Consider the following 26,687-nt stretch of genomic DNA (forward strand, 5'->3'; position numbering starts at 1 on the left):
TGCGCGACGGCCGTTTCTTGGCTGGGTTGCGCAAAAATCGTTCGGATGATCGATGACACCATGGACTGTGACGATTTAGGGACCTGACTTATAATCGGATGCACATTCATACTTACACAGAACTTGTTAAATGTATTTCAGCCGAATTAGATAATTCTAATTCCTACGCTTTTGTAATTTGCGACGATGGGAAGCCGAGTGAAATAAATAATTTCTGTGACGCTTTAAGAAATCCTGCAAATAAAAGGGTCTACCCAGACCTTCAAGTAAAGCTTTCACATGACAAGAATTGTAATTTGATTCAATTAGCTGATATGATAAATTTCATCACTTCAGTCCACTTCCGCGATGTTTATGGTTTTCCGCCAAGAAAGAGACATCAGTCCCAAATTCTTGATTTTTATAAAAGACATTTGAACCATAAAATAATAAAATGGGAGTACACATAAGAAGAGGAGGACGCACACAACGTGCGAACTCCTCTCTTCGGTCGTACACAACGTGCGACCTATCACCATCATATCCAGAAACCACTACAAATATGCCAAGAAAATTTAAGACATTCCGTTAATAGGTCAAACTCAACGTTTGAGCTACACACGGAATGTCTTAAGTACAGACTTCGTCGTACACAACGTACGAGCAAATCTTTATTTTCATTATGGTGTTATTCGTGAATTTTGTCAAGAAAAATTGACAGCAGCTATTAAAGATCTTATGCCCTTACTTTGCACGATAACCTCAAACCTCCTCTTTGCCACTATTTATGATACGGTTCTCCGTACCTGTCGATATGGTAAACTTAAATAAAACGCGAAGGAGATTCTTCCGACTCAGACCGGAGAACATGGGGCCCGGAACGGTGCGGCATTATGAATGCGGGAGGGCGTCCGCTTGTGGACAAAACGATTCTGATCGCCGAAGACGAACCCAAAATCCGGCGAATCCTTGTCGATTTTCTGCGTAGCGACGGATTTTCCGTATTCGAAGCCGAGAACGGAGAAACGGCGCTGCAGCCGATCGAGGAGCACGAACTGGAACTCATCTGGAAAAAATTCTTCAGGGTGGACAAATCCAGAAACCGGGAGTCGGAAGGATCGGGCCTCGGGCTGAACATCGTCAAAAACATTCGGCGCTCTCGCCCCTTCTTCATAATTGGAAAGAATGACGACCGTATATCCGTGGTCCGGAAACATGCAGAAATAAGCGCTCACCCCCGGGGCGCCTCCGGAATGCCCGACCGCCCTGAGTCCGCCTTCCGACAAATCCTCGAACCCGCACGCGTATTTTCCCTTCGGCGTGTCCACCTTGCCGGTCATGACAAGATCCGTATAGGTTTTGCCGAGCAGCCTGCCCTCGAGAAGCGCCTCCGCGAATTTCAGCATGTCTTCCGCGGTGGGGGTACGCGCCGTCGGACGGATTGCCCTTGCCCGGCAGGGTGTCGTAGTTGTCCTCCCAGCCATCCGCCGGTTCGGCTTCCTCCTTAATGAAGTTAATCATTGATTTCCCATTGAGGATTCCAAACCACTTCCCACAAATGACCATCAGGATCTTGGAAATATCCGGAATAACCGCCCCAAAATGTGTCGTGTGCCGGAACTGTAATAGTAGCACCAGCCTTCTTAACTTCTTCCATTACCCTGTCAACTTCTTCCTTGTTTCTTACATTATGACCTAGAGTAAATTCGGCAGGGTTAGGCTGGGTTTGATTGACCCTTGCATCAAGAGCAAGATTATTCCGTTCGAAAATTGCAAGTTTTAAGCCTCCCTCCAAGTCGAAAAAGGCGACGGCACCATTTTCAAATTCTGTGCCTACAATTCCTTCTGTCGAAAACCCAAGACCGTCCCGATAGAATGTCAAGGATCTGTTCAAATCATCGACGCCTAGTGTTATTACCGTAATTCGTGGTTTCATTATTCGTTTATTCCTCCCTTATCTATTATCTATCCAATCTTAATTACTGCTCTACTCCTTATTTTAGCAGGCTTGTTGTACTATGTATTGTAAAAATCGGACATATTTCCAAACTCTCTTACAGCAACACTCAACGAGTCACCGTAAAACCGTTTGAAATCTCGCATCATGTGGGCTTGATCGAAAAAACCATGTTTATAGGCAAGGCACCGGACTATACTCGGTGATCTTTGTATGTCCTTAACTATACTTTGAAACCTAACAACCTCACAAAATCGCTTAGGACTAATTCCGATCCATCGATAAAAGATGCGGTTCATTTGACGCGTACTTATCGCTTCTCTTTTGGCTAATTCCTTTACGCTAGTTTTTCCCTCGGTCACAAAAATGTGATACAGAAGCTTATTTATTAAGTGATCGTCTGCTATAGTATTGGTGCTCATGAAAGAAACCAAAAAATCTTCCATGACCCGCACTTTTCTTTCGATCAGTGGTTCTTCGAATAACCGATCTTCAATCTCTTTAGTCATACCCGTCCAAACCAAATCTAAATCAAAATGCGATTTAGCGAAATCTTGTTGTGGTATGCCTAACAAAGAATGAATTCCACCTGGAAAAAATCGTACACCGAACTTCCGCATAGGGTGATTCCGATCATAGGAAATTGTAAAGGGCTCGTCAAAAACTCCAGAAAACAATGTCCTGTATTTATTTTCCTTAAGATCATGTTCAAAAATAATGTCGCTGCATCCGTCTGGAAGTACCCGATCGACACTTTCCTCTCGAAGAGCTTTGAATGTTTCGAAAGAATCCGGTTCCCGATATCCTATTACCGGTTCGCTAAACCAATAACAAGACACATACGGAGCTAGTTTCGGAGAAGGTGTGATTTCAACATATTTATTTGATGGTACTCTACCGTTTGCTTGTACTGGCTGAAAAAGGGTATAGATTTTCAACCGCAAGGGCGTACCTCCCTTATGAATCAGTATGATGCCTTTCTTCTTATGAATTTCTCAGCATTGCCGCTTCAACATTCAGTTCAATTCTCTGCTTTACCATTAGCGATGATACGGCTCCCCCCGCATGATCTTGAACGCTCGGTAGATCTGCTCGACCAATATCAGGCGCATGATTTGGTGCGGGAACGTCAATCTGCCGAAGGAGAGTTTCTTGTCGGCGCGGGCCAACACTTCCGGGGATAATCCGAGGGAGCCGCCGATGACAAACGCGATGCGGCTTGTTCCGTAAGTGGCAAGGTCGTCTATTTTGCCGGACAATTGCTCCGAGGTCCACAATTCGCCGTCAATGGCAAGGGCGATCATAAAAGCGTCGGGATGAACATTGGCCAGAATGCGCTCGCCTTCTTTCGCCTTCACCGCCTGCTCCTCCGCCTCGCTTAAGTTCTCCGGCGCTTTATCATCCGGCACTTCCACAATCTCAAGCTTGGTATACGGCGTAAGGCGCTTGGCGTACTCCGCGATGCCCCGCTCGATGAACGCTTCTTTAATCTTGCCGACCGCAACAACCTGGATGTGCATCCTGCCCGCACCGCCTTTCCCGATGAAACATGCGCATTCTGCTACTCGTCTTTCATCTCCGCCAATTTTACCGTTATTTTCTGCAACTTTCCGTCCCGATAAAAGGATACGGTCAACTTGTCGCCGACAGATTTTTTTTCGTACAAATATTTCCGCAGTTCGATCGAATTGTTGATCGGGGTTTTGTCGAAAGCGACGATCACATCGTTTGTGCGCATCCCCGCCAGTTTCGCCGGGCCGGTTGCCTCCAGGACGACTACGCCTGTCTTCACTTTTGCCGGCAGTTTCAGCGTCTCCGCGCCCGCCCGAATCGCCTGCAAATCCTGATGATAAATACCGAGGAACGGCCGTTGCAGACTGCCGTTACGCATCAGCTTCCTGGCAATCGGCTCCACCTGATTGCTCGGTATGGCAAAACCCATTCCCTCGACGCCAAATTCGGCGATCTTCCCGGTGTTGATGCCGATTACGCGGCCGTTAAGGTCGATCAACGCGCCGCCGCTGTTGCCGAAATTGATCGCCGCGTCGGTCTGAATGACTTCCATCTCCCAATCGGGCGTGCCATCGTTGTCCAACGACACCGGAATAACCCGGGAAGGCGAACTGATGACGCCCACCGTAATCGTTTGCGAAAAGGCGAGCCCCAGCGGATTTCCGATCGCAATTGCCGTTTGTCCGGCCTGCAGCTTCGCGGAATTGCCAAAACCGGCCGCTTTCCCGACCCCTTTTGCGCCGATTTCCAACACAGCCAAATCGGATATGCGGTCATTGCCGACAATTTTCGCCGGCGTATGTTCGCCGTTGATCAGAATCACTTCCGTATCTTTGGCATTTTCCACGACATGCGCGTTCGTAACGACAAAGGCGTGACCGCCTGATTTTTCGAAAATGACGCCAGAACCGATCGACTTGCCTGCCGCGGGCAAACCTTCTTCATCCCCATTTGTCTGCGCCACGACGCTCACCACAGCCGAGTTGACCGCGTGCACGGCGTTCACGACGCGATCTTCCGTAGAGGCGCCGGATGCCCCGCCGAAAATCGCCTTGAACAACAAAATGATTAGCGCAGCCGCAACAATCAAAACCGCAGCGAAAACAAACGCGGGCGGCAAGGCTTTATGGTTTCTCCGCCTGTATCCGCGAGTCTTATATCCGCCCCAAAAACGTTCACCGCGCAATGTCGAACGGACCGGTTTCGTCGAAAAGAAATCGTCATCCCATAATCCCATGTCGCCCACTCTTTTCTTGTGGAATAATTCTCTCAAACCATGACTATAATAGTAACATCATCCGCTAGAAAAAGGGGTAAAAAAATGTGAACCGGATTCATTCCCATCTGGACGAGGTTGATTTAATCGGCAAGCTTGCCGACTTGAAAGCGGATCATTATCAAAATATTCTGCTCTTGACTTCTTTAATCGAACTGTTAATGGAAAAAGGCGTAATCACGAAACAGGAATATCAGCAAAAAATCGCCGCCATGGAAGCCGAACTGGTTAATATTCCGCCAGCGAATCCCACAACGTAGGACGATCAAAATATGTATCCATCAGCTTCAGCCGCTTGTAACGCGCCTGCACGCCTGTTTCCGCCAGCATGTCGGCGACGGTCATTCGCGCCAAATCGAGCATGTTGTGGTCTCTGCTCCGATGCGCCAAGTATACCCGCTTCAATTTTTCCGAAACTATGTCGCTTAGTCCTTCGCCAGCGGCGTTGTTGGATAAATGCCCGGTATCGCCCAAAATGCGGCGCTTGACATTCCACGGATATTTGCCGACGCGCAGCATCTCCACATCATGGTTCGCTTCCAAAATCAGCACGTCCGAGTCATACAGCTTCTCCTTCACCTTCTGGCTCATATAACCCAAATCGGTTGCCAAAGACAGCTTGTAATCATCGGCGTAAAAACAATACCCGACCGGATCGGCCGCATCATGGGAAATCGCGTAAGACTCCACTTTCAGTTTGCCGATCGCAACAGTCTCCCCGGTGCCGATGACAATTTTCTGGCCGCCTGGGATTTCGCCTATATCCCGCTCCAGTTCGTTCCACGTTTTTTCATTCGCATATACAGGCAGATGATACTTGCGGGCGATCGCGCCCAAACCTTTGATATGGTCGGAATGCTCATGCGTAACGAAAATGCCTTGCAGCTCTTCCGCTTTCGTGTCGCGTTCCGCCAATAAATGCTCAATTTTTTTCATGCTTAACCCGGCGTCCACCAGGATTTTCGCATCTTCCGTTTCGACAACCATGCTGTTGCCGGTTGAACCGCTTGCCAATATGCTGAATCTAAGAGGCATGATTATTTCTCCTTCTGCGGAGCGGCAACCGCTCCCGTAATTGCGTGCACATAGAAGACTTCGCCGCGTTTCGTCGTAACCCGCCAATATGGGGCCAACACCTGCGTTTCCGAATCAAACAACTGTCCGTGAAAGCCTAACCGAACATCGGTAATGACCGAGTCAAGCGGCAAATAATTGTTTTCCACCAAGGTGCCTACCGCCGTTGTCGCGGCCAGCACTTTTTGCGCTTTATCAGCCGTGCCGGGCAAAATATCGGCATATTGCTGCCGGTAGCCGACAACCATGCCCTGGCTTGTATCCAGTTCCAAATTCACTTCGAACATCGGGTAATGATCGACGGTCTGATGCAGCACGTAATGGTCGGCGTCGCTGTCGGCGGGATCCAATTGATACGCATCAGCGGCGAATACTTGCCGTCCAAGCTCGGCCGCCGCGCCCCCGTCGCGAAATAACAAATCGCTGCGAAACGGCTGAGCCAACCGGATTTTTATATTCGGGTCAAATTTCCGGTCGAACGCAACGGTGATTTCCTGCAGCTTTGGCGTCTCCTTCGGGATCTGCGCGTCGATCCGAATATTTCGCTCCTCCATCAACTGGCGAATTTCCTCGGAAAAATTCACATCGTTCGCCGCCGCCTGCCCTTTGTCCAGACTTCCGATCCATAGCTGGTACGCCAATAGAAGGTTCAGCAGGAGAAAAGCGAATATTAAAATGGTTTTAGCCCTGCTCCATTCCACCGGTTCATGCCCCTTTGCCGCTTAATTGCCGTTTCATTGCCCTTTAATTAACGCTTTGCAGCCAGCCCAACGTACCGTCATTCCATTCGACCGCCCATGCCGGAACCAGACTGACGTCATCATCGCCCAGCTCCGGACGATATGCCGGAAAAACCGACTTGAGCTGTCCATAGTATGGAAACGTCTTAACCATTTCATCGAGTTTTTTGCCGCCGATCAGCGTGTCCACCTGCGTTAAAATCGTCGATTGATCAAGATTGATTAACGATCGCTCATAGTCGGATACCGAGCCTTTTTGCACGACGGTGCGGATAAAGCCATAGGTTTCATCTTTCGTTTTGACGATCGGATAATACTCGGGGAACGACCGCGCATATTGATAAAAGACAATCTCTTTCGCCCCATCTTTGTTGTTCCGGATGGAACTTAAATTGTACTTGCCGTTCCAGCCGCCATGCTGGTTGATGAACAGCACGGCGCTGGACAGATCGTCAAACGCGTTGTGGCTGGAGTCTAGCGGCGCAATGGAGTCGGAGAAAACGAGCCAATGCTGCTGCAGGTGGATCTGCATGCCGCGCTTGCCGTCCGTATAGATCTCCGTCCCGTCTTTCTCGCGAATATTGCGGGTAATCGCCGGGTCGGCGAACAGACTGTTCTCCATTTGCTCCGGCGTAATCAACGTATACGTAAAGCGAATACGGTTGATCTGCAAATCTTGATCAGGCAAATAAACATTGCCGTCAAGCGTATGATAACTATGCCCCGTTTCGGCCCAATGCGTTCCGAAGCCGACAAACGTGGCGATATCTTTCGCGGAAATATTGGCGTTTACCGCCTCATAGACGGACGACGTATTTTGCGAGAAAAGGAAAATATGCACTTCCTGGTTTTTCGTCATATCGAGCCAAATATTGTCTATGCTGTCGTCATCGTACAGTGCATCACCTTTGATCTGCAAAACCCCGCGCAGCACGTTCAACGGAATGCCGCTGTCAAAGCGGATTTCCACACCTTTGTCGTTTTTGCGGATCGTTTCCCAATCGTAATCCAGAACGTTGTTCAGCCTGAGCCCTTCGAAGGTCCGCTCTTTCCGCAACGTATTGTAGATCATTTCAAAAAAAGTCATGCCCGGATATAAAACGGTATGCTTATCGCCGCCAAAGTGCAGGATGATCCGCTGCGGAAAAATCAGATTGTCGATTTTCTCCTGCGTGCCGAATGTTTTCGTTTCGATATATTGGGTTTCTTTGATCGACTCAAAATGCGGCGTGCTGTATGCCAGCAAATAACTTTGCAGCAAACTGGTGCAAACGAGAACCGTGAGCAGAACGGTTTTTGCTTTCTCCATCACACCGCATCCTTCCCTTCGCGCCGAATCGGCAATACGAATGTGACTTTGGAACCTTCGTGCTCGTCCGATTCGATCGTGATCGTCCCGCCATGAGCGCGAATGATTTCCCGGGCAATAGACAGCCCCAAGCCGGTGCCGCCCATACTGCGCGATCTGGCTTTATCAACCCGGTAAAACCGGTCGAAGATTTTTCCCAGGTCCTTCTTGGGAATGCCGATTCCGGTATCCGCCACGGAAATCGCCACATGGTCGTTGTCGGCATAGGCCGCGCCGATCTCGATGATCCCTTCGTCAGGCGTATATTTGATCGCGTTCGACAGCAAATTGTCCAATACCTGATCGATCTGATCCGGGTCGAGCATCACTTTTGGCAAACGTTCGTCTATATTCAAGATGCATTCGATAGATTTTTGTCTTAATTGAAAAGAAAAGCGGTCCGCCACCTCTTCCAGCATATCCGGTATGGAAGTTGATTCCATGTGCAAAACCGCTTGCCTGGAGTCCAGCCTGGACAAATGCAGCAAGTCCGTCACCAGGCGGGTCATCCGTTCGGTCTCGTTGCTGGCTACGCGGATAAAGCGGCGCGCCAGCGTTTCATCTTCTAGCGCGCCGTCTTCCAGCGCTTCGAGATAGCTTTTAATCGTGGTAAGCGGCGTGCGCAGTTCATGGGACACGTTGGCGACGAATTCTTTGCGCGATTCTTCCAGCTTCTCCTGTTCGGTCACATCCTGCAACACCGCGATCGTTCCCGTTATGCCGCGCCCCCGGCGGCGGATCGGCGTAAACGTAACGCGCACCTTTAGCGGTTCTTCGCCCTTTTTTTGCTTCAGTTCGATCAGCGTCGTTTTCTCATTGCCCAGCACGTATTTGCCGATTTGTTCCTTGAACATGCCGAGCGCGTCGGCAATGTCGACGCCCATCAAGTCTTTTTCCTGCAGTTTCAGCATTTGCCTGGCCCGCTCGTTCGCAACGATTACTTTGCCGACATCGTCGGTCGCAATGACGCCGTCGCTCATATTGGCCAAAATCGACGAGAGCTTTTCCTTTTCTTCCTCATTCTGCGAAAGCGCTTCATTCAGCCGGCTCGTCATATGGTTGAACGCTTCGCCCAACTGCCCGATTTCGTCGTGTCCCACGACTTTCACCCGGCGCTTGAAGTCGCCTTCCGCCATCGCCGTAGCCTGCCGCGTGATCTCTTTAATCGGGTTTGTGATGGTGTGCGCCAGAATGATACCCAAAAACACGGTCAAAACAAGCGCAATGAGGGTGCCCGAAACCAAAATACTGTTAATCGCTTTAATGCGGTCGAACAAATCCTCCATCGAGGCAACCATGTAGACGGCGCCAATCACTTTGCCGCCGCCGCCGATCGGCATCGCGATCACTTTATAGCGGATCCCGGCGGAATCAACGATCGTTCCCGCATCCACGCGGATGCCTTGCAAAGCCCGGCTGACCTCGGTTCGCGTTGTTTTTTGCCCGACGAGGCCGCGGTTCTTCAAGGAAGTCGTACTTAAAATGATACCGTTTGAATCGATAATCTGAATTTCCGCTTTTCCGATCGTGTTCAAATTTTTGACCACGGAGTCGAGGTCTTCCCGATCGCTGTACACCGTGCCGTTGCCATTCTGATTGGCGGTCAAATAAGGTTCAACAAACTTGGTGAGCAGTTCGACCTGATTGTTTAGCGATTGGGAGAACGTGTTCTCGAAAGTGCTCTCCAACGTCTTGACGAAATAGACGCCGATCAACTGCATTGCAATCAGGATCAAGAGGACATAAATGATGATCAGGCGAACCTGTATAGTCTGAAAAAAGCGGACCTGCTGCATCCATTATAATCCTCCCGGTTTCGGATTGCGCATCATATAGCCGAGGCCTCTTCTCGTCATAATGTAATCGGGACGGCTCGGATCGTCTTCAATTTTTTCGCGCAACCGGCGAATCGTGACATCCACGGTGCGCATATCGCCAAGATATTCATAGCCCCAAACGGCTTGCAGCAAGTGCTCGCGAGTCATCACTTTGCCGCTGTTTTTGGCCAAATACTGGATCAATTCAAACTCGCGGTGCGTCAAATCAAGCGGGTTTCCGTTTTTATACACAACATACATTTCCCCGTCAACCAGCAGGCTCCCGATCCGGATGCCCTGGTCCGTCGCCGCTTCTTGCCGGGTTTGCAGCGTTTTCGTTTGTCTGCGCAGATGCGCCTTTACCCGCGCCAAAATCTCCCGCATGCTGAACGGTTTGGTCACATAATCGTCGGCGCCCATTTCCAAACCCAGCACTTTATCAAGTTCGGAGTCTTTCGCGGTCAGCATGATGATCGGCGTGTTCAGTTTTTGCCTGACTTCCCTGCATACGTCCATCCCGTCTTTAACCGGAAGCATCAAATCCAGCAAAATCAGATCGGGCTGTTCGGAAAAAGCCAATTCAACGGCCGTGCCGCCGTCAAAAGCGCAAATGACTTGATGGCCTTCCTTTTCCAGATTAAATTTTAATATATCCGCGATAGGTTGCTCGTCGTCAACGACCAAAATTTTCCCTTGCACGTCCATCACCACCGCTTTTCCCCGGTTTCTCCATGTTCCTTTCTTGTATTATACCAAAAAAATAGGCGTCATGCCGGAAATACCGGATGATGCCTTATTTTCCAGAAACATATGCCGTACTCTTCACCAATGCAAAAATTTCAACGGATTTTCCGCCGTGCCGTCAACATGCACTTCAAAATGGAGATGGACGCCGGTCGCGTCGCCGGTTGCGCCCATGACGCCGATCTTGTCGCCTTTTTCCACAATTTCGCCTGTCTTGACGGATATTTTGCTCAAGTGGGCGTAATAGGTTTGATAGCCATTCAGATGATCGATGATGATTAAATTTCCGTAGCTGGATCTCGCTCCGGCAAATATGACCTTGCCGTTGTCCGCAGCCATGATGTTGCGGTTGCTCGAGACGAGATCGACGCCTTTATGCACTGTGCCCCAGCGTTTGCCGAAACTGCTTGTCATCCTTGCCCCCACAATGGGCCAGGCAAAGCGCCCCGTTCCTTCACCGCGGATTACTTTCGTTCCTTTGATCGCAAAGGCGGGCACCGGTTCGCGCAAAACCTTTTCCCCGACCAAATCTTCTTTGATCATTTGCCCGTTGATTTTCGTGACGAGATACGTAACTTCTTTCAGGCCGTTCTTCCCGGGGCTCTTGATAATCACCTTGCCGTTGCGGATCGTAGGATCCAGTTTGTAATTCGTAACGTATTGGATTTCCTCTTGTTCCGTGTAGGTTTCCGTCGTTTTGACGCTTAGCGTCGGCTGATATACGGTAATATCGAGCACGTCGCCGGGTCTGATCATATCATCCACGATCCAGGGGTTGCGGTCATAGATCACTTGCGTATCTATGTCGAATTTGGCGGCGATGCAAGAAATGCAATCGCCCTTCTGCACGGTATATTTCATTGGGGCGACGCCGCCGGTTTCCAGTTTCCGCAAAACGTCTTGGGGTTCCGAAAGCTCGCCGGGATTGATGTCGACTTGCTTTAAGTCTACGGTTTGCGTGAACGCGACCGATTTCAGGACGGGAGTTGATTCCTGCGGGGAGTTTGCCGCGAGCGTGGATACTGTCATGCTGTTTTTCGCCGGAATGTAGCGGTTTTTGAGCGTTTCCAGAATGTGATTCGCCGTTTCTTTATCCTTAACAATCGCCACAACCTTGTTGTTCACTATGATTTGCACGCCTGTTGCCTGCGGCCGAATCAGGCGATCCAGGTTGGCCAACGCCGCTTCCGTATCGCTTTTTGCTTTGAAAGCCCTTTCGCTCACAAAACGGACCGGATCCACCTTAAGCTCCATATGTATGCCGGGATTGGCGGCCTGAATCTGGTTGTATTTTTGCGCCAGAAAATTCTCGACGCTTTGCCGGTCATCCACTACGCCAACTTCTTTGTCGCCGACAAAAACATGAAATACTTCGTACGTATTGGCTTGCACATATGAATTTCCCGAAATGGTTACAATCGTTAAGAAACCAACCGCTATAGCGCCTTTCAAAAGATGAGTTTTATAGGTGAAAGTCCATAGCTTTGCCTTGCGAATCGCCTCTTTTATTGCATCTTTCCTCTTAAAGATCCCCATGCCGATCTCCTTTGCGAACAGTCTTTTTGGCAGTCGTCCGGAAAAAACGGTGAGTTGCTGCACCACCCTTGCAAAAGGTGCGCTCTATAAGAGTACCATAGGCGGAATAGGCATTTCAATCTTTTAATAGTGAACAACTTTTAACAAGTGTCCTTCTCTCATGGAAAGATTGCACAAATTAATATTTTTTCAGGATTTCCGTTACCTGTTTATACTCCTCTTCCGTCAAAGATTTTTCCACTAATTGATTGATTTCGTCCAGTTCCTGTTCCGTCACGCCATCTTCCATCAAGCCGGAAATTTTCTGCATATCTTCAGGCGGCAGCTTGGATACAAGCAAGGAAAAGATTTTCATCTTGTCTTCGCTGGACATGCTGTCTTTCTTTTGCAGCAACTCCTCCGCGGAGATGAGCGTTTTTTCGCTTTCACTTTCGCTCGCGCTTTTAAGCCCGCCGCTGCCGAATACCGGCAGCGCATCATCCGCCGGGGCGTTATCGCTTGCCGCTTGGTCCGATTCTTGTACATTTCCCGCCAACGCCGACGATCCGTCGCGGTTTTCGCCGTCTATAGAAGGCGTATCCGCTTGTGCGGGGCCGTCCGCCGGTTGCGCAAACGAATCGTCTTTTGCCATATTATGCGGCTGCGCAGTCAAATGTGCCAAAAAATCCGATAATTCAAATTTTTGGACGCCCCTGGTCAAATTGAGCGACTGCAAGAACGAACCGGCATACCAATTGACCATGACATACGCCGTATACAAAGACACGCACGTTGCGACGACAGCCGATGCCATGATGGCCGTCAACCATTTCAAACCTCTCATCTGCAAACCTCTCTCCTGGCGATGAATTGTTTACACATACAAACAGTATTAACCCCAATGCCATCTGCCAATCATCAAGAGCAAAAAAAAGAAGTCCGGTTGGACTTCAGGCAAATCAAGCAGGTTTTTGGTTTGAAATTTACGCGTAAACAGGCGTAACCAAATTGGTCTGTTCGCGGTTTCTGCCGACCGAGAAGATCACAATCGGGATGCCGGTCAATTGCGAGACGCGCTCGACAAAATGTCTGGCATTGGCGGGCAGATCGTCAAGGGAGCGGGCGCCGGAAATATCTTCCTGCCAGCCCGGCAATTCCTCATAGACCGCTTCGCATTGCGCCAAAACTTTCAAATTGGCCGGATAATGTTCCAGAATTTGCTCGCCGTACTTGTAACCGGTGCAGATTTTCACCGTTTTCAGTCCTGTCAACACATCGAGCGAGTTCAGCGATAACCCGGTCAATCCGCTGACCCTGCGGGCATGACGGACAACGACGCTGTCGAACCAGCCGATGCGGCGCGGTCTGCCTGTGACGGTGCCGTATTCTTTGCCGCGCTCGCGAATATAATCGCCGGTTTCGTTTATTTGCTCCGTCGGGAACGGCCCGTCGCCCACCCTTGATGTGTAGGCTTTAGCCACACCGATGACGTGCTTAATCTTTGTCGGGCCCACGCCGGAACCGATGCAGACGCCGCCGGCGGATGGATTGGAAGATGTAACGAACGGATAGGTGCCCTGGTCGATGTCCAGCATGACGCCTTGCGCCCCTTCAAACAGGACGCGTTTGCCGGAGTCGATGGCTTCGTTTAAAAATACGGACGTTTCGGTTACGTAGGGGCGGATTTGCTCCGCATAACCCAAATATTCCTCGATGATCGCTTCCGCATCCAGCGCCTGGCCGCCATATACCTGTTCGATCACCTGGTTCTTGGCGGCGACCATCAGGCGCACTTTTCGGCTGAATTCTTCCGCGTCCAGCAAATCGGCCATGCGAATGCCGTTACGGGCGGCTTTGTCCATATAGCAAGGCCCGATGCCTTTTAAGGTTGTACCGATCTTGTCGGAGCCTTTCCGCTCTTCTTCCAACGAATCCAACAGCAGATGGTACGGCATGATCACATGGGCGCGATCGCTTATTTTCAACCGATCCGTGGAAAAGCCGTTTTCACGGACGTATTGGATTTCCTCTATCAAGGCTTTGGGATTCACAACCATCCCGTTGCCGATTACGCAGTATTTATCGCTGTAAAAAATTCCGGATGGGATCAGATTCACCTTATACTTTTTATCGTTGATAAGAATCGTATGCCCCGCATTGTTGCCGCCTTGGTAACGGGCAACCACATCGGCGGATTCGGCCAAAAAGTCGGTGATTTTGCCTTTCCCTTCGTCTCCCCACTGAGTACCTACGACAACGACTGTAGACATCAGCTTTCCCTCCATGGATGTTCGCGGACATCCTCTATATTTGCCTTTTCTCCAATAATAAAGCCTGAAAGCGGCATTATCAGTGTAGCAGGTTGCCGGAACGGAGTCAATTAAAAACGAACAATTTAGGCCTTAAGACAAAAATTGTTCGTAAATTATCCGTCTTCAGGACACCTGGTTTGCTGACGGCAGATCGTGATGGGTGCGGTCGAGACTGACGAATTTGTTGTAGTTTTTCAAAAACACCAACTCAACCGTCCCGACCGGACCGTTGCGCTGCTTGGCAACGATGATCTCGATAATGTTCTTTTTCTCCGAATCCTGATTGTAATAATCATCGCGGTATAAAAACGCAACGATATCGGCGTCTTGTTCGATCGATCCCGACTCGCGCAGATCGGACAGCAGCGGGCGCTTGTCCTGCCGCTGTTCCACGCTGCGGCTCAACTGCGACAACGCGATGACCGGCACTTCCAACTCCCGCGCGATCGCTTTCAACGTCCGGGAAATTTCCGAGACTTCCTGCTGCCTGTTCTCGCTATTCTTGCTGCGGCCCTGAATCAACTGCAGGTAATCGATCAATACGAGGCCCAGGCCCTTCTCTTTCTTCAAGCGGCGGCATTTGGCGCGAATCTCGGACACCGTGATGGTGGGCGAGTCGTCGATATAAAAATTCGCCTCGGACAGCGTACTGATCGCCATGGTGAGCTTCTCCCAATCGTCCGCCTCCAGTTTGCCGGTGCGCATGCGTCCCGCGTCAACGTTCGCCTCGGCGCAAAGCAGGCGCTGCACCAATTGCGAAGCCGCCATCTCGAGACTGAAAATCGCCACCGTTTCTTTTGCCCGCACGCTGACATTTTGCGCGACGTTCAGGGCGAACGCCGTTTTCCCTACGGACGGGCGCGCGGCAACGATGATCAGATCGGATTTCTGGAAACCGGACGTCATTTTGTCGAGATCGGGAAAACCGGACGGAATGCCCGTCGTGCCCCCTTTATGGTTGTACAGAAACTCGACGCGTTCAAAGACGTCCATCAGCACCTCGCGGATGGAAACAAATCCTTTAGCCGTCCGCCGCCCGGAAATCTCCATGATGCGCCGTTCGGCTTCATCGATCAGTTCGCCTACGTCTTCGCCGCCGGAATAACCGGTGCTCGCAATTTGCGTGGCGGTGCGAATGAGCCGCCTGAGCAACGATTTCTCCGCGACCACCTGCGCGTAAAAATCGGCGTTGGCCGCGGTCGGCACGGAATTCGCCAGATCGGCGAGATAGCTTACTCCGCCTACCTCATCCAGCAATCCTTTATCCTGCAGCCGGCTTGTCAACGTGACCAGATCGACCGGTTCGTTGTCTTCCGCAAGGCTTGCGATCGCCGCGAATATTTTCTGGTGTCCGACCTTGTAAAAGTCCTCCGGATTCAGGTGTTCCATCACCGCGGGCAGCACTTGCCCGTCAAGCAAAATCGCGCCCAACACCGCTTGCTCCGCTTCCAGGTTTTGCGGCGGAACGCGGTCAAACATCATATCGCCGTTCATCAAGAGATCACGCTTCCCCGACGTTTACTTTCAATTCCGCCTTCACTTCCGGATGCAGCTTGATGTGTACAATCGTGGTGCCCAGCGTGCGAATCGGATCATCCAGCATGATTTTCCGTTTATCGATATGCACGCCCTTCTTTTCCAGTTCTTCGGCAATGTGCTTGCTCGTAATCGATCCGAACAATCTGCCGCCTTCCCCCGCCTTGGCCGTCAACTCCAAAACAGTCGCTTCCAGCTTTTTCGCCAACTCCTGGCATTTTTGCTTTTCGTGATCTTTCTTTTTCTTTTCCGCGGCTTTTTGCTGTTCAAGCTGCTTTACATTGCCTTCGGAAGCCGGTGCCGCCGCTTTTTGTGGGAATAAAAAGTTCCGGGCGTATCCTTCCGCCACTTCCTTCACTTCGCCTTTTTTCCCTTGGCCTTTCACATCTTTCAGGAAAACCACTTTCATTGGAACAACCCCTCTTCCTTGTACATTTCGTCCAGCACTTCGCGCAGCCTGCTCTCCGCGTCAGCCAGCGTGCCTTCTATTTGCGTGGCGGCATTGGTTAAATGGCCGCCGCCGTCGAGCTTTTCCATGACGACCTGCACATTGATTTGGCCGAGCGATCTGGCGCTGATGCCGATTAAGCCGTCCAACCGCTCGCTAATGACGAAGGAAGCCATGATGTCGTTCATATTTAAAAGCGTATCAGCCACTTGCGCAATCAACAACTGGGAATATTTGCGGTTCGGCTCGGCTACGGCGATGATAATATGATCGTACACGATTTTGGCATGCTTGATGATCTCCGCCTTTTTCATGTATTGGTCCAAATCTTCCTTCAGCATTTTCTGGATCAATACCGAGTCGGCGCCGTTTCGGCGCAGGAAGGAAGCCGCTTCGAACGTTCTCGATCCGGTGCGCAGCGAGAAACTTTTCGTATCGACCACAATGCCGGCGAGCATCGCTGTCGCTTCCAGCGCATCCATGCTGATCCGGTCATCGATATATTGCAAGAGCTCCGTAACCAGTTCGCAGGTCGACGAAGCATACGGTTCCATGTAAACGAGCATCGCCTCATTGATGAATTCTTCGCCGCGCCGGTGATGGTCGACGACCACTTTGCGGTGGGACAGTTGCAAAATTTTCGGTTCCGAAACAAGCGAAGCTTTGTGCGTATCCACGACGACGATCAAGGACTGTGGCGTTGTGATTTGGATCCCGTGATCGGGAGTAATGAACCATTTGTGCAATTCGTCATGCTCGCGAATTTCCTCCATCAGCTTGTAGATGGACGGATTGACATCATCAAGCACAATGTAGCCTTCTTTCCCCGTGGCATGCGCCGCCTTCAACACGCCGATGGCCGCGCCGATGGCGTCCATGTCCGGGATGCGGTGCCCCATGATGATGACTTTGTCGCTTTCGCGGATCAGATCGCGCAGCGCGTGCGAAATAACCCGGGCCCGCACGCGGGTCCGTTTTTCGACAGCATTCGAGCGGCCGCCGTAAAAGGTTATTTTTTGCCCCCACTTGACCGCCACCTGATCGCCGCCGCGCCCAAGCGCGATATCCAGGCTTGAATGGGCGAGCTCACCCAATTCGACAAATCCGTCCACGCCGGCGCCGATCCCGATGCTGACCGTCAGCGGCAGCCTGTTTTCGCTAGTCAGATCGCGGACGTCGTCCAGGATGTCAAAACGCGAACGTTCCAGTTGCGTGAGCGCTTTTTTATCCATGATCGTGAAAAATTTGTCGTTGGAAATTCTGCGCAAATACAAGTTGAACCGATTCGCCCAATCGGTAATTTCGCCCACGGCTTTCGCGAGTATGATGCTGCGCGCCTGATCGTCCAAACCTTGCGTCGCTTCTTCCAGGTTATCCAGCATCACAATGCCGAGCGCCGGACGCTCATCGTCATATTGCTTTTGCAGCTTGGCAAACTCCGTGACGTCGCTTACAAATAACAGCCGCTCTTCGTTCTTTACCGTTATTTGCAGCGTTCGCTTGCCGATTTCGACTTCGATCTTGTCGTCTTTTTCTTTGCGGTTTTTAAGATCGGGAAAAATATCGTACAGATGCGTTCCGATTAGCGACTCCCGATCCAACATTTTTGCGATGAACGGATTATGCCACTCGATCGTGCGCTCTTCGCTAAACAGGACAATGCCGAGCGGCAGCTCCTGAATGACCTCATTGCCCGCTTTTTTGATCCGATAGGTCAGCGTTGCTATATATTTTTGCAAATCTTTGCGGAAGGCCCGCTCCGCGGCCAGCGTATAATACGCCACACCGCCGCAAAGCAGCAAGCCGATTGCGCCGATTTCCCATTGGTAAATGAACAGGATGACAATAAGCAACAGCAGCAATACGAATCCCCAAACGATGTGCCATCCGTGCCATCGGTTGAGCAAAAACTTTGGCATACGCATTCGCCCCTAGATTTGGTTTTTCATGCGCTTGCGAATATTCAGAGCAACGTCAGCCAGCCCCAGCATGCTGATCGGATAGGAGAAAAACAACGCGATCACGATTCCCACGATCGGCAGCGCCCTGTTCCACCTTTTAAAGGCGGCAAAATAAAACAGAAACGAAATTCCCTGCACGACAAAGGCGAGGTTCAGCAATGGCAGCAAATTGAGCAGGATAACCGCCCAGACGGATTGTGCCGACGGCGCCACAAACAAAGAGGCGCCCAGGGCGATCAGATAGTACCAAACAAACGATTTGGGCAGCATCCAATTTTGGACCGGGGGCAGCCCTTTGATGTTCATGCCGTAACGGTTCAAAACCGCCCGCGCAAGCCAGTGCGTGAACAGTACGAGCAAAAACGAACAAACGATGATGTAATAGGGAATCTCATTCGCCATCGTTTCCACCGTTTGCCGGATCAATTCCGCATCAAGCGTGTTTGCGGCCATCGTGTTGAACAGATCGAAAAATTGCCGCAGCGAGTTCTTGTACATTTGAGGAATATTCAAGCCGAACAGGGATGCGCCCAGAAACACCAGCAATGTCTCGGCTATCAGCGTAACGGTTCCTACGGTAATGACCGCGCCGGCTGAAGCTCCCGCTTTATACTGCCGCCCCATCATTCCGGAGGCGATCAGAAAAAACACCGATACCGCGGCGATTGCGACGCCCGCTCCGCCGGCAAAAGCAATTGCGATTGCCAAGGCGATTGCGTAAACGATAAAGAATCGGTTCGCGTTTTGCCTGACGTAGAGAATCGTAACCGGAAGCATGATAAACAGGACCGTTACGGCGCCCATCATGGTTAATACGGATAGCAAAATCGCCAGGTAGATGCTTCCCCACAAAGCGGCTTCCCGGTTAAATATAGACAAAAGAAAAACCCCTCGACATTCATTTGCGGTAAAAATTAGCGAAAAGACTACAAACACGATTATACCACAAATGGGCCTGAACGGAATAAAAGCATGCGAGGGCAGTTTACGCGCCCCGCTTTTTGGCATGAAAAAACAGCCCGGGAAAGCCCCAGGCTGTTCGCTTCATTGCAATTATTCCGTCGTGTACGGCAGCAAAGCAATTTGCCGCGCGCGTTTGATCGCGATCGTCAGCATGCGTTGATACTTGGCGCTTGTGCCGGTTACACGGCGGGGCAAAATCTTGCCGCGCTCGCTGATAAATTTGCGCAGCAAATCGACATCTTTATAATCGATATATTGGATTTTGTTAACCGTGAAATAGCACACTTTCCGGCGTTTGCCGCGGCCGCCCCGGCGCGGTGGTCTTTTGTCGCCGCCGTCTTCGCGTACCGGTCTTTTCGCATCACTCATCGTACATTGCTCCTTTCGTGCAAACTGGAGTTCTTTTAAAACGGCAGGTCATCATCTGAGATATCGATCGGTTTTCCATCGTCGGAGAAAGGATCGGTTTGTTGAGCCGAATTGCCTGGACCGGCAACGTTGCTTCTTCCGGATGCAAATCCGTCATCGCGGCTTCTTCCGGAATCGAAACCGTTATCGCGGTTGCCCGAATTCGCCGATTCCAAAAACCGGACGTTATCCGCAACAACCTCGGTTACGTATACTTTGCGTCCTTCATTATTTTCATAGTTGCGCACCTGAATGCGGCCTTCGACCGCAGTCAACCGACCTTTGCGCAAATAATTTGCGCAGGTTTCGGCGAGCTGCCGCCAAACCACGATATTGATGAAATCCGCTTCGCGTTCGCCCTGGCTGTTGCTGAACGGTCGATCCACCGCCAGCGTAAAATTGGTGACGGCTACACCGGATGGTGTGTACCGAAGCTCGGGATCTCTCGTCAATCTTCCGATCAGAATCACTCGGTTCAACACTTGATTTTCCCTCCCCGCATGGGATTACGCAACTTACGCCACGACGTCTTGGACGATAATGTGGCGGATAATTTCGTCGCTGATTTTCAGCAAGCGGTCCAGTTCTTTCACAACTTCCGGACCGGCCGTGAAATTTACAACCACGTAAATTCCATCCCGGAACTTCTTGATCTCATACGCAAGGCGGCGTTTGCCAAGCACTTCATTCTTCGTTACTTCGCCGTTTCCGCCGGTGATGATGCCTTGTACTTTCTCAACCGTCGCGTCGATTGCCTCCTGTTCGATATCGGAGCGAATAATGTACATGACTTCATATTTGCGCATCGAAAATTCACCTCCTTTTGGACTAAACGGCCCTCCTGACGGAGAGCAAGGAGCAAGCATGTTACTCGCACCATAATAATATAGCAAACCGGTGATACTTTTACAACCTTGCGCGACCACTCGGTTAAAATGTTACCAAAAAAGCGCCATCGAGGGTTGCCCTTAAAGGACGGTGAATTGGCTTTGCGGCCATTATCGGCCTTCCCGCGCTGAAGGTGTTACTTCTTAGGCGGCGCAACATCGAGGCCGATCCTTTGCTCGCGATATTCCTGCGGCGTCACGCCATAATGCTTTTTGAACACATGAATAAACGAATGGGCCCGCTGATACCCCACCATTTCCGCGATTTCATATATTTTGTGCGACGTGTGCGCGAGCAGGTAGCTGGCCATTTCCATCCGGTATTGATAAACAAAATCGCTCAGTTTTTGTCCGGTTTCCGATTTATATATTTTGGAAATGTAGACGGGATGCATATGCACGTGATCGGCAATAGCCTGCAGCGAAACATCCTTGGCGAGATTTTGCTCGACAAACTCCCGCACCTCGTGAATAATACGCTTTCTGGAATCCTTTGTTTCCTGATCCATATGGTCTTTCAGATGATTTAACACGCGCATGGACCATTTTTCCAGCTGTTCAAGGGAACGAAACGGGTATTCCTGAAACCAGTTGTCATTGGCCAAGCCGGTTACGGAAGACAAGGAAAGCCCGTTCTTGTGCGTAATATGGGCAAAGGCCGCGGAAATCGCGAAAAAAACCTCCAGCGGCAATTCGACGGACTGCGTTCCTTTTTCGCCCAGTTCTTTAAAGATCTGCTTCAATTTGCCGACAGAGTCGTCCCACCGTCCCGCCTCCAGCAACTGGGTGAGCGTCGGAAGCTCATACAAGCTGTTCAATGTTTGGATTTCAACCTGTTCCATCTCGTCGCTGACGGTCATGATCAATTCATGTTCATTGCCGATATGCTGCCGCATTGCCGAGATGCAACTGTTATACATTTTGACGATATCTCGCGGGAAAAAACCCTCTCTGCTAAGCGAGATGGATATATTCCCCTTCAAATAATTTTTTACGGCTGCTTGCAATTGGGTCGAAGCCCGCTGCAGCTCATGGCGAACGTTCAGATTTCCCCGGCCGCTGTCCGGATTGGGCGAAAGCAAGAACACCAAATAATCATGGGCGTCTTTGCAATGCCATACGAGAAAGTTCCCGCCAAAAATTTCCTCGGCAATATTGCCGATCGCATATTCGATTAAAGAACGATTATGAAAATCATAATCGGTAAAATCGTTATCCAGGCGAATCATCATCAGGGTGCACGTCTCGTTCAGGGAAAACCGGAGTTCCAACAACCGCAATTTTTCCCGCAGTGTCGTTTCCGCATACTGCCGCCCTTTAAGCAAGTCATCCAGCAAATTGCCCCGCAAAAGGGGGAGGTTCTCCCGCAACGTCTGTTCAATTCTCTGCTGGGATACCCGTTCTTCCCATTCCAAGCGCAAGTCGGCGATTACTTTTGCCACCACGTTCAAGAGATTTTCCACCGTGACCGGCTTTAAAATATAATCGTCCACCCCCTGTCTGATCGCTTCCTGGGCGTAGGCGAATTCCGCATGGCCCGACAGTAAAACGCATTTAATCGCTTTCCACCGTTTTCCGATTTCCCGAATCAGATCCAAACCGCTTATTCCCGGCATTTGAATATCGGTAATGACGATATCCATATGGTTGACGGACAGGATGTTCAACGCTTCTTCGCCGGAATACGCCGTATGCACGCCTTCGACGCCCATGCTCGGCCAGTCGATTGTGTTGGCCAGGCGGTCGACAACATGCGGTTCATCGTCTACAATCAGCAACTGGATCATGGCGAGATCACCATTCCGCTACCGAGCCGTCCGAATGCCGCCACACCGGATTTTTCCAGTTGTGGCCTCGCAAGGCTCGTTCTTTCACATATTCTTCATTGATCTCGACGCCGAGGCCGGGACCGTCGGGAATTTTCACATAACCGTCGACATAAGCAAAAACCGAGCGATCCAAAACATAATCCAGCAGATCATTGTCCTGATTGTAATGAATGCCTAAGCTTTGCTCTTGTATAAAAGCATTGTACGAAACGGCGTCAACTTGCAGACAAGCGGCCAGGGCGATCGGCCCAAGCGGGCAATGCGGCGCCAGGGCGACATCATAAGCTTCCGCCATCGCCGCGATTTTTCGCACTTCGGTGATTCCGCCGGCATGCGACAGATCGGGCTGAATAATATCGACCCAACCGCTTGCCAAAACGCGTTTGAAGTCCCAGCGCGAATACATGCGCTCGCCTGTCGCGATCGGGATGCCGGCTTGCCCGGCAATTTCCCGCAAGGCATCGTTTTGTTCGGGTAAAACCGGCTCCTCAATGAACATGGGGCGATAAGGCTTGAGTTCGCGCGCCAAAATTTTCGCCATCGGCTTATGCACGCGGCCGTGGAAATCCACGCCGATGCCGAGATCTTTTCCGACCTTTTCGCGAATGGCGGCAATTCTGGCTACGGCGCGATCAATTTTTTCGTAGCTGTCAATGATCTGCATCTCTTCCGTCGCGTTCATTTTCACCGCCGTAAACCCGGCCTCCGCCGCTTTTTGCGCAGCTTCTCCGACATCGCTCGGCCGGTCGCCGCCGATCCACGTATAAACGCGAATGCGATCGCGGCACGATCCGCCCAGCAGTTGATGCACCGGCGCTCCATGGTATTTGCCCTTAATATCCCACAAAGCCTGATCGATGCCGGCAATGGCGCTCATCAGGATTGGACCGCCCCGGTAGAAGCCGCCCCGGTACAGAACGTTCCAATGGTCTTCAATATTCAACGGGTTTTTGCCGACCAAATATTGCATCAATTCCGCTACAGCGGCGGCAACTGTAGCCGCTCTGCCCTCAATTACCGGCTCCCCCCAGCCGCAAATTCCTTCGTCGGTGCTTATTTTCAAAAACAGCCATCTTGGCGGCACCAAATATAAATCAAAGTCCGTTATTTTCACCGAAGTTGCCTCCTTGTGCTAGTTGCGGGCCCTAGTTGCGGGCTGCGGACGATTCCTCTTTGTCTTCGATTGAGTTGCGATCCGACTTTATTGTTCTTTTTTCCATCTTATGATGACTTTCAAACCATTGTTTGGCGAAAGCGCGAAATGAAGCCCCGATCCCTCGCCAAATTGGTGAATGAGCCGCTGCTGCACATTCCATAAACCGCAGCCTATTTCTTCGCCCTTTGTTTGCGCAATCCCGGCTTGAAGCGCTTGGATCTTCTCTTTTGTCATGCGGCCGCCGTTGTCCTCCACGCTGATTTGCACGAAATCGTCTTTGATTTCGCCGGATATGGCGATTAAGCCTTTGGCATTTTTTTTCTCCAAACCGTGGATCACGGCATTTTCCACGATCGGTTGCAAAAGCAGCCGGGGGATTCGCATAGCCTGCAATCGCTCGGGAACATGGATCTCATAATGGATGCGTTCCATGCGCAAATTTTGAATGGTTAAATAGTTTTCAATCATGGACAGCTCATCCCGAACGGGCACAAGCTGATTTTCCACGCGCGTCGTATAGCGGTAATACTCCGCCAGACTATGCGCCATGGCCACCGCCGATTCTTTGTCATCCAGCTCCACGGAATTAATAATAAAAAACAAGCTATTGTAAAGGAAATGAGGATTGATTTGCGATTGCAGCTGTTTCAGCGTCGCATCCCGCGAGCGGATTTTCTCCTCATACACTTTTTCAATCAATTGCTGGATTTGTTCCGCCATATCGTTAAACTGGTCGATCAAAAATAAAAATTCGTTTTTCGGCTTGTACTGAATTCTTGACGAGAAATCGCCGCGCTTTAGTTTTTGCACATTTCGGATTAGCATCCGGATCGGAATCTGCACGTGCCGATACAGCAAATAAACGGCCAGAATGCTCATTGCCAGCAATAATGCGATCGATCCGTAAAATAGATTGCGGCTTTTGGTAATCGGCGACAAAATCTGTTTCAGCGGAGTTACATTAACCAAATACCAATCCAAAGTCTGCAACTTCACATATTGGAATAAATATTTATCCTCCCCAATTGTGATGACCTGGTTTTCCCGATTGTTGGCCAATGCGGCTTTTACTTCGGGAATAATTTCGGCGATTTGCGTCAACTCGGTATTTTCAGCCGTAATGGGCGCGAACCCTTCATGAAATAAAAACAGATGCCCTACCATGCCTTCGCGGAACGATCGCAGCATGGCCCGGATATTTTCATCGGAGAAACGGACTTCAATCACCGCGCTGATGTCGGACAACGCCTTCGCCCATCCCGGTTCGACAAATTGCCTGACAAAGCTGTAACTTGCTTTGCCGTTATTCGCAACTTGTTGATATGTCCAATTACGCATCAATTGCGTTTGCATCCGCAGCGGATCGTAATTTACAAACATATTGGAAGAGATCGCTTGCTTGCTCCGCGGCAAATAGATCGTCAATATATTGGTCCATGCGCTGGACACGCTTTGCAGGCTCAATTTGTTTCTGATGCTTGAGAGGTTGCTGTAATATTGAAACGGCTCGGCGGGCGGTTTATCGAGAAAACTCCGGACAAAAGGGTCGTTTACCAAAATAATGGGGAACATGGACAACTCTTCCGTACGGGAATCTATTTGCCCGGCGAAAAAAGAAATCCGGTTCAGGTTGGAGATCTGCAGTTCATTGTTTAGCACATTTACGCTTACCTTATTGGAAAAACCGTAAAGCACCACGATAGGGAATAGCAGAAGAATAATCAGAATCACGATCCTGCTGAATATATTCATCTTCCCCAAGCCGATCGCCCCCATTATTTCCAACTATGAAAGGCTACACCGCTTCTGTCAATCCCGGATACGATCTTTTTGATCCGGCAAATGTTGGTCAGCCCTTGACCGCTCCGGCCGCCAAACCGCTGATTACATAGCGCTGCGCAATCAGTGCGATCAGCAACACCGGCAGTGTGATGATGCATGCGGCCGCCATCAGCGCCCCCCAATTGATTTCGGAATACGAAATAAAGTTGAAAATGGCGACAGGCAACGTTTTCGTTTTGTCACCGGCCAGAATGATGGAAAACATAAAATTGTTCCACGAAAAAATATAGGACAGCAAAGACGAAGTAATAATGCCCGGTCCGGAAATCGGCAGTATGATGCGCGTAAACACCTGCGTCAACGTGCATCCGTCGATCAGCCCGGCTTCCTCGATTTCATGCGGCATGCCTTCAAAAAACGGAATCATGATCCAGATAATGAACGGCAAGCCAACAAGCATATGGCTTAGGATCAAGGCGGCAAACGTATCCACCAGATGAACCTTGGTAAACAGAATAAACCAGGGAATCAAAAACGTGATGCCGGGAATGATTCGCGCTATCAGAATAACGACGCTTAAGCGGTGCATCCCGTATTTGGAAATGCCATATGCCGCGGGAACGCCCAAAATCAAAGCGCCCAACGTGGAGCCGACGGCAACGACAAAACTGTTCCAGATAAATTGAAAGAAGTTATATTGCCCGAATACCTCCGTATAATTGCTTACGGTCGGCTTGAAAATCCAGAAATTCTCGGTCGACATGATTTGCGCCTGGGTTTTCAAGGAAGCAAGCAGCATCCAAATCAATGGAAACATGAAAATCAACAATACGGCAACGACGGCGGCCCAAAACAGGACGCTGTTCCATTTCTTTTTCATAATCTGGCCTCCATTCGTTTCCGGAACGCAATCATCAACAAGGTAAAGCCCAATACGATGGCAAAAAAGACTACGAGCAGCGCGGAGGCATAACCCAGCTTAAAGTATTGGAAACCGACCACATATGTGTAAAGGTTCAGCGTTTCCGAGGCATAATTGGGACCGCCTTGCGTTGTTGCATAAATCGTGTCGAATTGCTTGAGCACGTCGATCAAGCGCAGCATTACGGCGACCAGAATCGTCGGCTTCAGCAAGGGCAGCGTAATATAGTAAATTTTTTGCCAACGTGTCGCGCCATCGACATCGGCGGCCTCGTAAGGATCCGAAGGCAAAGTGGACATGCCGGCCATCACAATCAGCGTGATCATCGGCGTCCATTGCCAGATATCGATAATGACCAGCGACGGGATGACTTGCGCCTTCGAGCCGAGCCAGAGCAGCGGGTGAAGACCAAGCGATTTTAACAGGACATTGGCGGCCCCGATCGTCGGTTCATAGATTAGCATCCAGACCAGACCCATCGCCACCGGGGTAGCCACCATCGGCAACAGAAACAGTGTTTT

The 26,687-nt window shown here is 50.4% G+C and carries 26 protein-coding genes and 2 pseudogenes; 3 read left to right on the forward strand and 25 right to left on the reverse strand.

The genetic code is table 11. The features are described 5' to 3' along the window. The first annotated feature begins 98 nt into the window (after positions 1-98). Both VF260_10140 and VF260_10145 read left to right on the forward strand, forming a co-directional pair. On the forward strand, positions 99-449 hold the full coding sequence (locus VF260_10140; GenBank protein ID HEX7057536.1) for a DUF3800 domain-containing protein: 351 nt from the start codon (positions 99-101) through the stop codon (positions 447-449). Between the two features lie 567 nt (positions 450-1,016). After that, a pseudogene (locus tag VF260_10145) lies at positions 1,017-1,130 on the forward strand (two-component sensor histidine kinase). Positions 1,131-1,154: 24 nt separating this feature from the next. On the opposite strand, the pseudogene VF260_10150 reads toward VF260_10145, so the two are convergent. The 5 genes and pseudogenes from VF260_10150 to VF260_10170 all read right to left on the reverse strand — a co-directional run bounded on the left by VF260_10150 (position 1,155) and on the right by VF260_10170 (position 4,685). Beyond that, positions 1,155-1,463 (reverse strand): annotated as a pseudogene (locus VF260_10150) (serine hydrolase). A gap of 29 nt (positions 1,464-1,492) precedes the next feature. Then, complete coding sequence (locus VF260_10155) at positions 1,493-1,915, reverse strand: VOC family protein (protein ID HEX7057537.1); 423 nt, start codon at positions 1,913-1,915, stop codon at positions 1,493-1,495. Positions 1,916-1,995: 80 nt separating this feature from the next. Beyond that, a complete protein-coding gene (locus tag VF260_10160; protein HEX7057538.1) occupies positions 1,996-2,880 on the reverse strand; it encodes a helix-turn-helix domain-containing protein in 885 nt (294 codons plus the stop codon). 96 nt (positions 2,881-2,976) lie between these two features. Beyond that, positions 2,977-3,456 carry a 23S rRNA (pseudouridine(1915)-N(3))-methyltransferase RlmH gene (gene rlmH, locus VF260_10165; protein HEX7057539.1) on the reverse strand — a complete coding sequence of 160 codons (480 nt, stop codon included), beginning with the start codon at positions 3,454-3,456 and terminating at the stop codon, positions 2,977-2,979. 41 nt (positions 3,457-3,497) lie between these two features. Next, on the reverse strand, positions 3,498-4,685 hold the full coding sequence (locus tag VF260_10170) for a trypsin-like peptidase domain-containing protein (protein ID HEX7057540.1): 1,188 nt from the start codon (positions 4,683-4,685) through the stop codon (positions 3,498-3,500). Between the two features lie 86 nt (positions 4,686-4,771). Between VF260_10170 and VF260_10175 the strand changes: the two genes are divergently transcribed. Further along, positions 4,772-4,984, forward strand: a complete 213-nt coding sequence (locus tag VF260_10175) for a hypothetical protein (GenBank protein ID HEX7057541.1) — start codon at positions 4,772-4,774, stop codon at positions 4,982-4,984. Here VF260_10175 and VF260_10180 read toward each other — a convergent pair. The 20 genes from VF260_10180 to VF260_10275 form a co-directional block, all read right to left on the reverse strand. After that, on the reverse strand, positions 4,953-5,759 hold the full coding sequence (locus tag VF260_10180) for an MBL fold metallo-hydrolase (protein HEX7057542.1): 807 nt from the start codon (positions 5,757-5,759) through the stop codon (positions 4,953-4,955). The genes VF260_10175 and VF260_10180 overlap by 32 nt on opposite strands. A gap of 2 nt (positions 5,760-5,761) precedes the next feature. After that, a complete protein-coding gene (gene yycI / locus VF260_10185; GenBank protein HEX7057543.1) occupies positions 5,762-6,499 on the reverse strand; it encodes a two-component system regulatory protein YycI in 738 nt (245 codons plus the stop codon). 43 nt (positions 6,500-6,542) lie between these two features. After that, a complete protein-coding gene (gene yycH, locus VF260_10190; GenBank protein ID HEX7057544.1) occupies positions 6,543-7,847 on the reverse strand; it encodes a two-component system activity regulator YycH in 1,305 nt (434 codons plus the stop codon). Further along, on the reverse strand, positions 7,847-9,682 hold the full coding sequence (gene walK, locus VF260_10195) for a cell wall metabolism sensor histidine kinase WalK (protein HEX7057545.1): 1,836 nt from the start codon (positions 9,680-9,682) through the stop codon (positions 7,847-7,849). Before walK ends, yycH begins: the two co-directional genes overlap by 1 nt. A gap of 3 nt (positions 9,683-9,685) precedes the next feature. After that, positions 9,686-10,402, reverse strand: coding sequence for a response regulator YycF (gene yycF, locus VF260_10200; GenBank protein HEX7057546.1), 717 nt, complete (start codon positions 10,400-10,402; stop codon positions 9,686-9,688). Positions 10,403-10,525: 123 nt separating this feature from the next. Next, positions 10,526-11,983: a M23 family metallopeptidase gene (locus tag VF260_10205; GenBank protein ID HEX7057547.1), complete on the reverse strand. Its 1,458-nt coding sequence runs from the start codon at positions 11,981-11,983 to the stop codon at positions 10,526-10,528. Positions 11,984-12,161: 178 nt separating this feature from the next. Beyond that, positions 12,162-12,806, reverse strand: coding sequence for a hypothetical protein (locus VF260_10210; GenBank protein ID HEX7057548.1), 645 nt, complete (start codon positions 12,804-12,806; stop codon positions 12,162-12,164). Positions 12,807-12,945: 139 nt separating this feature from the next. After that, positions 12,946-14,232 carry an adenylosuccinate synthase gene (locus tag VF260_10215; GenBank protein ID HEX7057549.1) on the reverse strand — a complete coding sequence of 429 codons (1,287 nt, stop codon included), beginning with the start codon at positions 14,230-14,232 and terminating at the stop codon, positions 12,946-12,948. A 165-nt stretch (positions 14,233-14,397) separates the two neighbouring features. Continuing rightward, on the reverse strand, positions 14,398-15,768 hold the full coding sequence (dnaB, locus tag VF260_10220; GenBank protein ID HEX7057550.1) for a replicative DNA helicase: 1,371 nt from the start codon (positions 15,766-15,768) through the stop codon (positions 14,398-14,400). A gap of 7 nt (positions 15,769-15,775) precedes the next feature. Further along, on the reverse strand, positions 15,776-16,219 hold the full coding sequence (gene rplI / locus VF260_10225) for a 50S ribosomal protein L9 (GenBank protein HEX7057551.1): 444 nt from the start codon (positions 16,217-16,219) through the stop codon (positions 15,776-15,778). Beyond that, a complete protein-coding gene (locus VF260_10230) occupies positions 16,216-18,177 on the reverse strand; it encodes a DHH family phosphoesterase (protein ID HEX7057552.1) in 1,962 nt (653 codons plus the stop codon). The genes rplI and VF260_10230 overlap by 4 nt, the downstream gene beginning before the upstream one ends. 12 nt (positions 18,178-18,189) lie before the next feature. Further along, positions 18,190-19,098, reverse strand: coding sequence for a DUF2232 domain-containing protein (locus tag VF260_10235; GenBank protein HEX7057553.1), 909 nt, complete (start codon positions 19,096-19,098; stop codon positions 18,190-18,192). A gap of 174 nt (positions 19,099-19,272) precedes the next feature. Continuing rightward, complete coding sequence (gene rpsR, locus VF260_10240; GenBank protein ID HEX7057554.1) at positions 19,273-19,551, reverse strand: 30S ribosomal protein S18; 279 nt, start codon at positions 19,549-19,551, stop codon at positions 19,273-19,275. 35 nt (positions 19,552-19,586) lie between these two features. Continuing rightward, positions 19,587-20,072, reverse strand: coding sequence for a single-stranded DNA-binding protein (gene ssb / locus VF260_10245; protein HEX7057555.1), 486 nt, complete (start codon positions 20,070-20,072; stop codon positions 19,587-19,589). A gap of 33 nt (positions 20,073-20,105) precedes the next feature. Next, the gene (rpsF, locus tag VF260_10250) at positions 20,106-20,396 is read right to left on the reverse strand and encodes a 30S ribosomal protein S6 (protein ID HEX7057556.1); all 291 of its coding nucleotides are present in this window, start codon (positions 20,394-20,396) and stop codon (positions 20,106-20,108) included. 218 nt (positions 20,397-20,614) lie between these two features. Continuing rightward, entirely contained in the window at positions 20,615-22,264 is a 1,650-nt protein-coding gene (locus tag VF260_10255) for a response regulator (protein HEX7057557.1), read from the reverse strand. Between the two features lie 7 nt (positions 22,265-22,271). Next, positions 22,272-23,420: a galactonate dehydratase gene (gene dgoD / locus VF260_10260; protein HEX7057558.1), complete on the reverse strand. Its 1,149-nt coding sequence runs from the start codon at positions 23,418-23,420 to the stop codon at positions 22,272-22,274. An 87-nt stretch (positions 23,421-23,507) separates the two neighbouring features. Then, the gene (locus VF260_10265; GenBank protein HEX7057559.1) at positions 23,508-25,214 is read right to left on the reverse strand and encodes a sensor histidine kinase; all 1,707 of its coding nucleotides are present in this window, start codon (positions 25,212-25,214) and stop codon (positions 23,508-23,510) included. 97 nt (positions 25,215-25,311) lie between these two features. After that, positions 25,312-26,124 (reverse strand): carbohydrate ABC transporter permease, encoded by an 813-nt coding sequence (locus tag VF260_10270; protein ID HEX7057560.1) that lies wholly within the window; start codon positions 26,122-26,124, stop codon positions 25,312-25,314. Then, on the reverse strand, positions 26,121-26,687 hold a 567-nt coding region (locus VF260_10275), incomplete at its 5' end, for a sugar ABC transporter permease (protein ID HEX7057561.1). The genes VF260_10275 and VF260_10270, both read right to left, overlap by 4 nt.

This window comes from Bacilli bacterium (assembly GCA_036381315.1).
Taxonomy (GTDB): Bacteria; Bacillota; Bacilli; order Paenibacillales; family KCTC-25726; genus DASVDB01.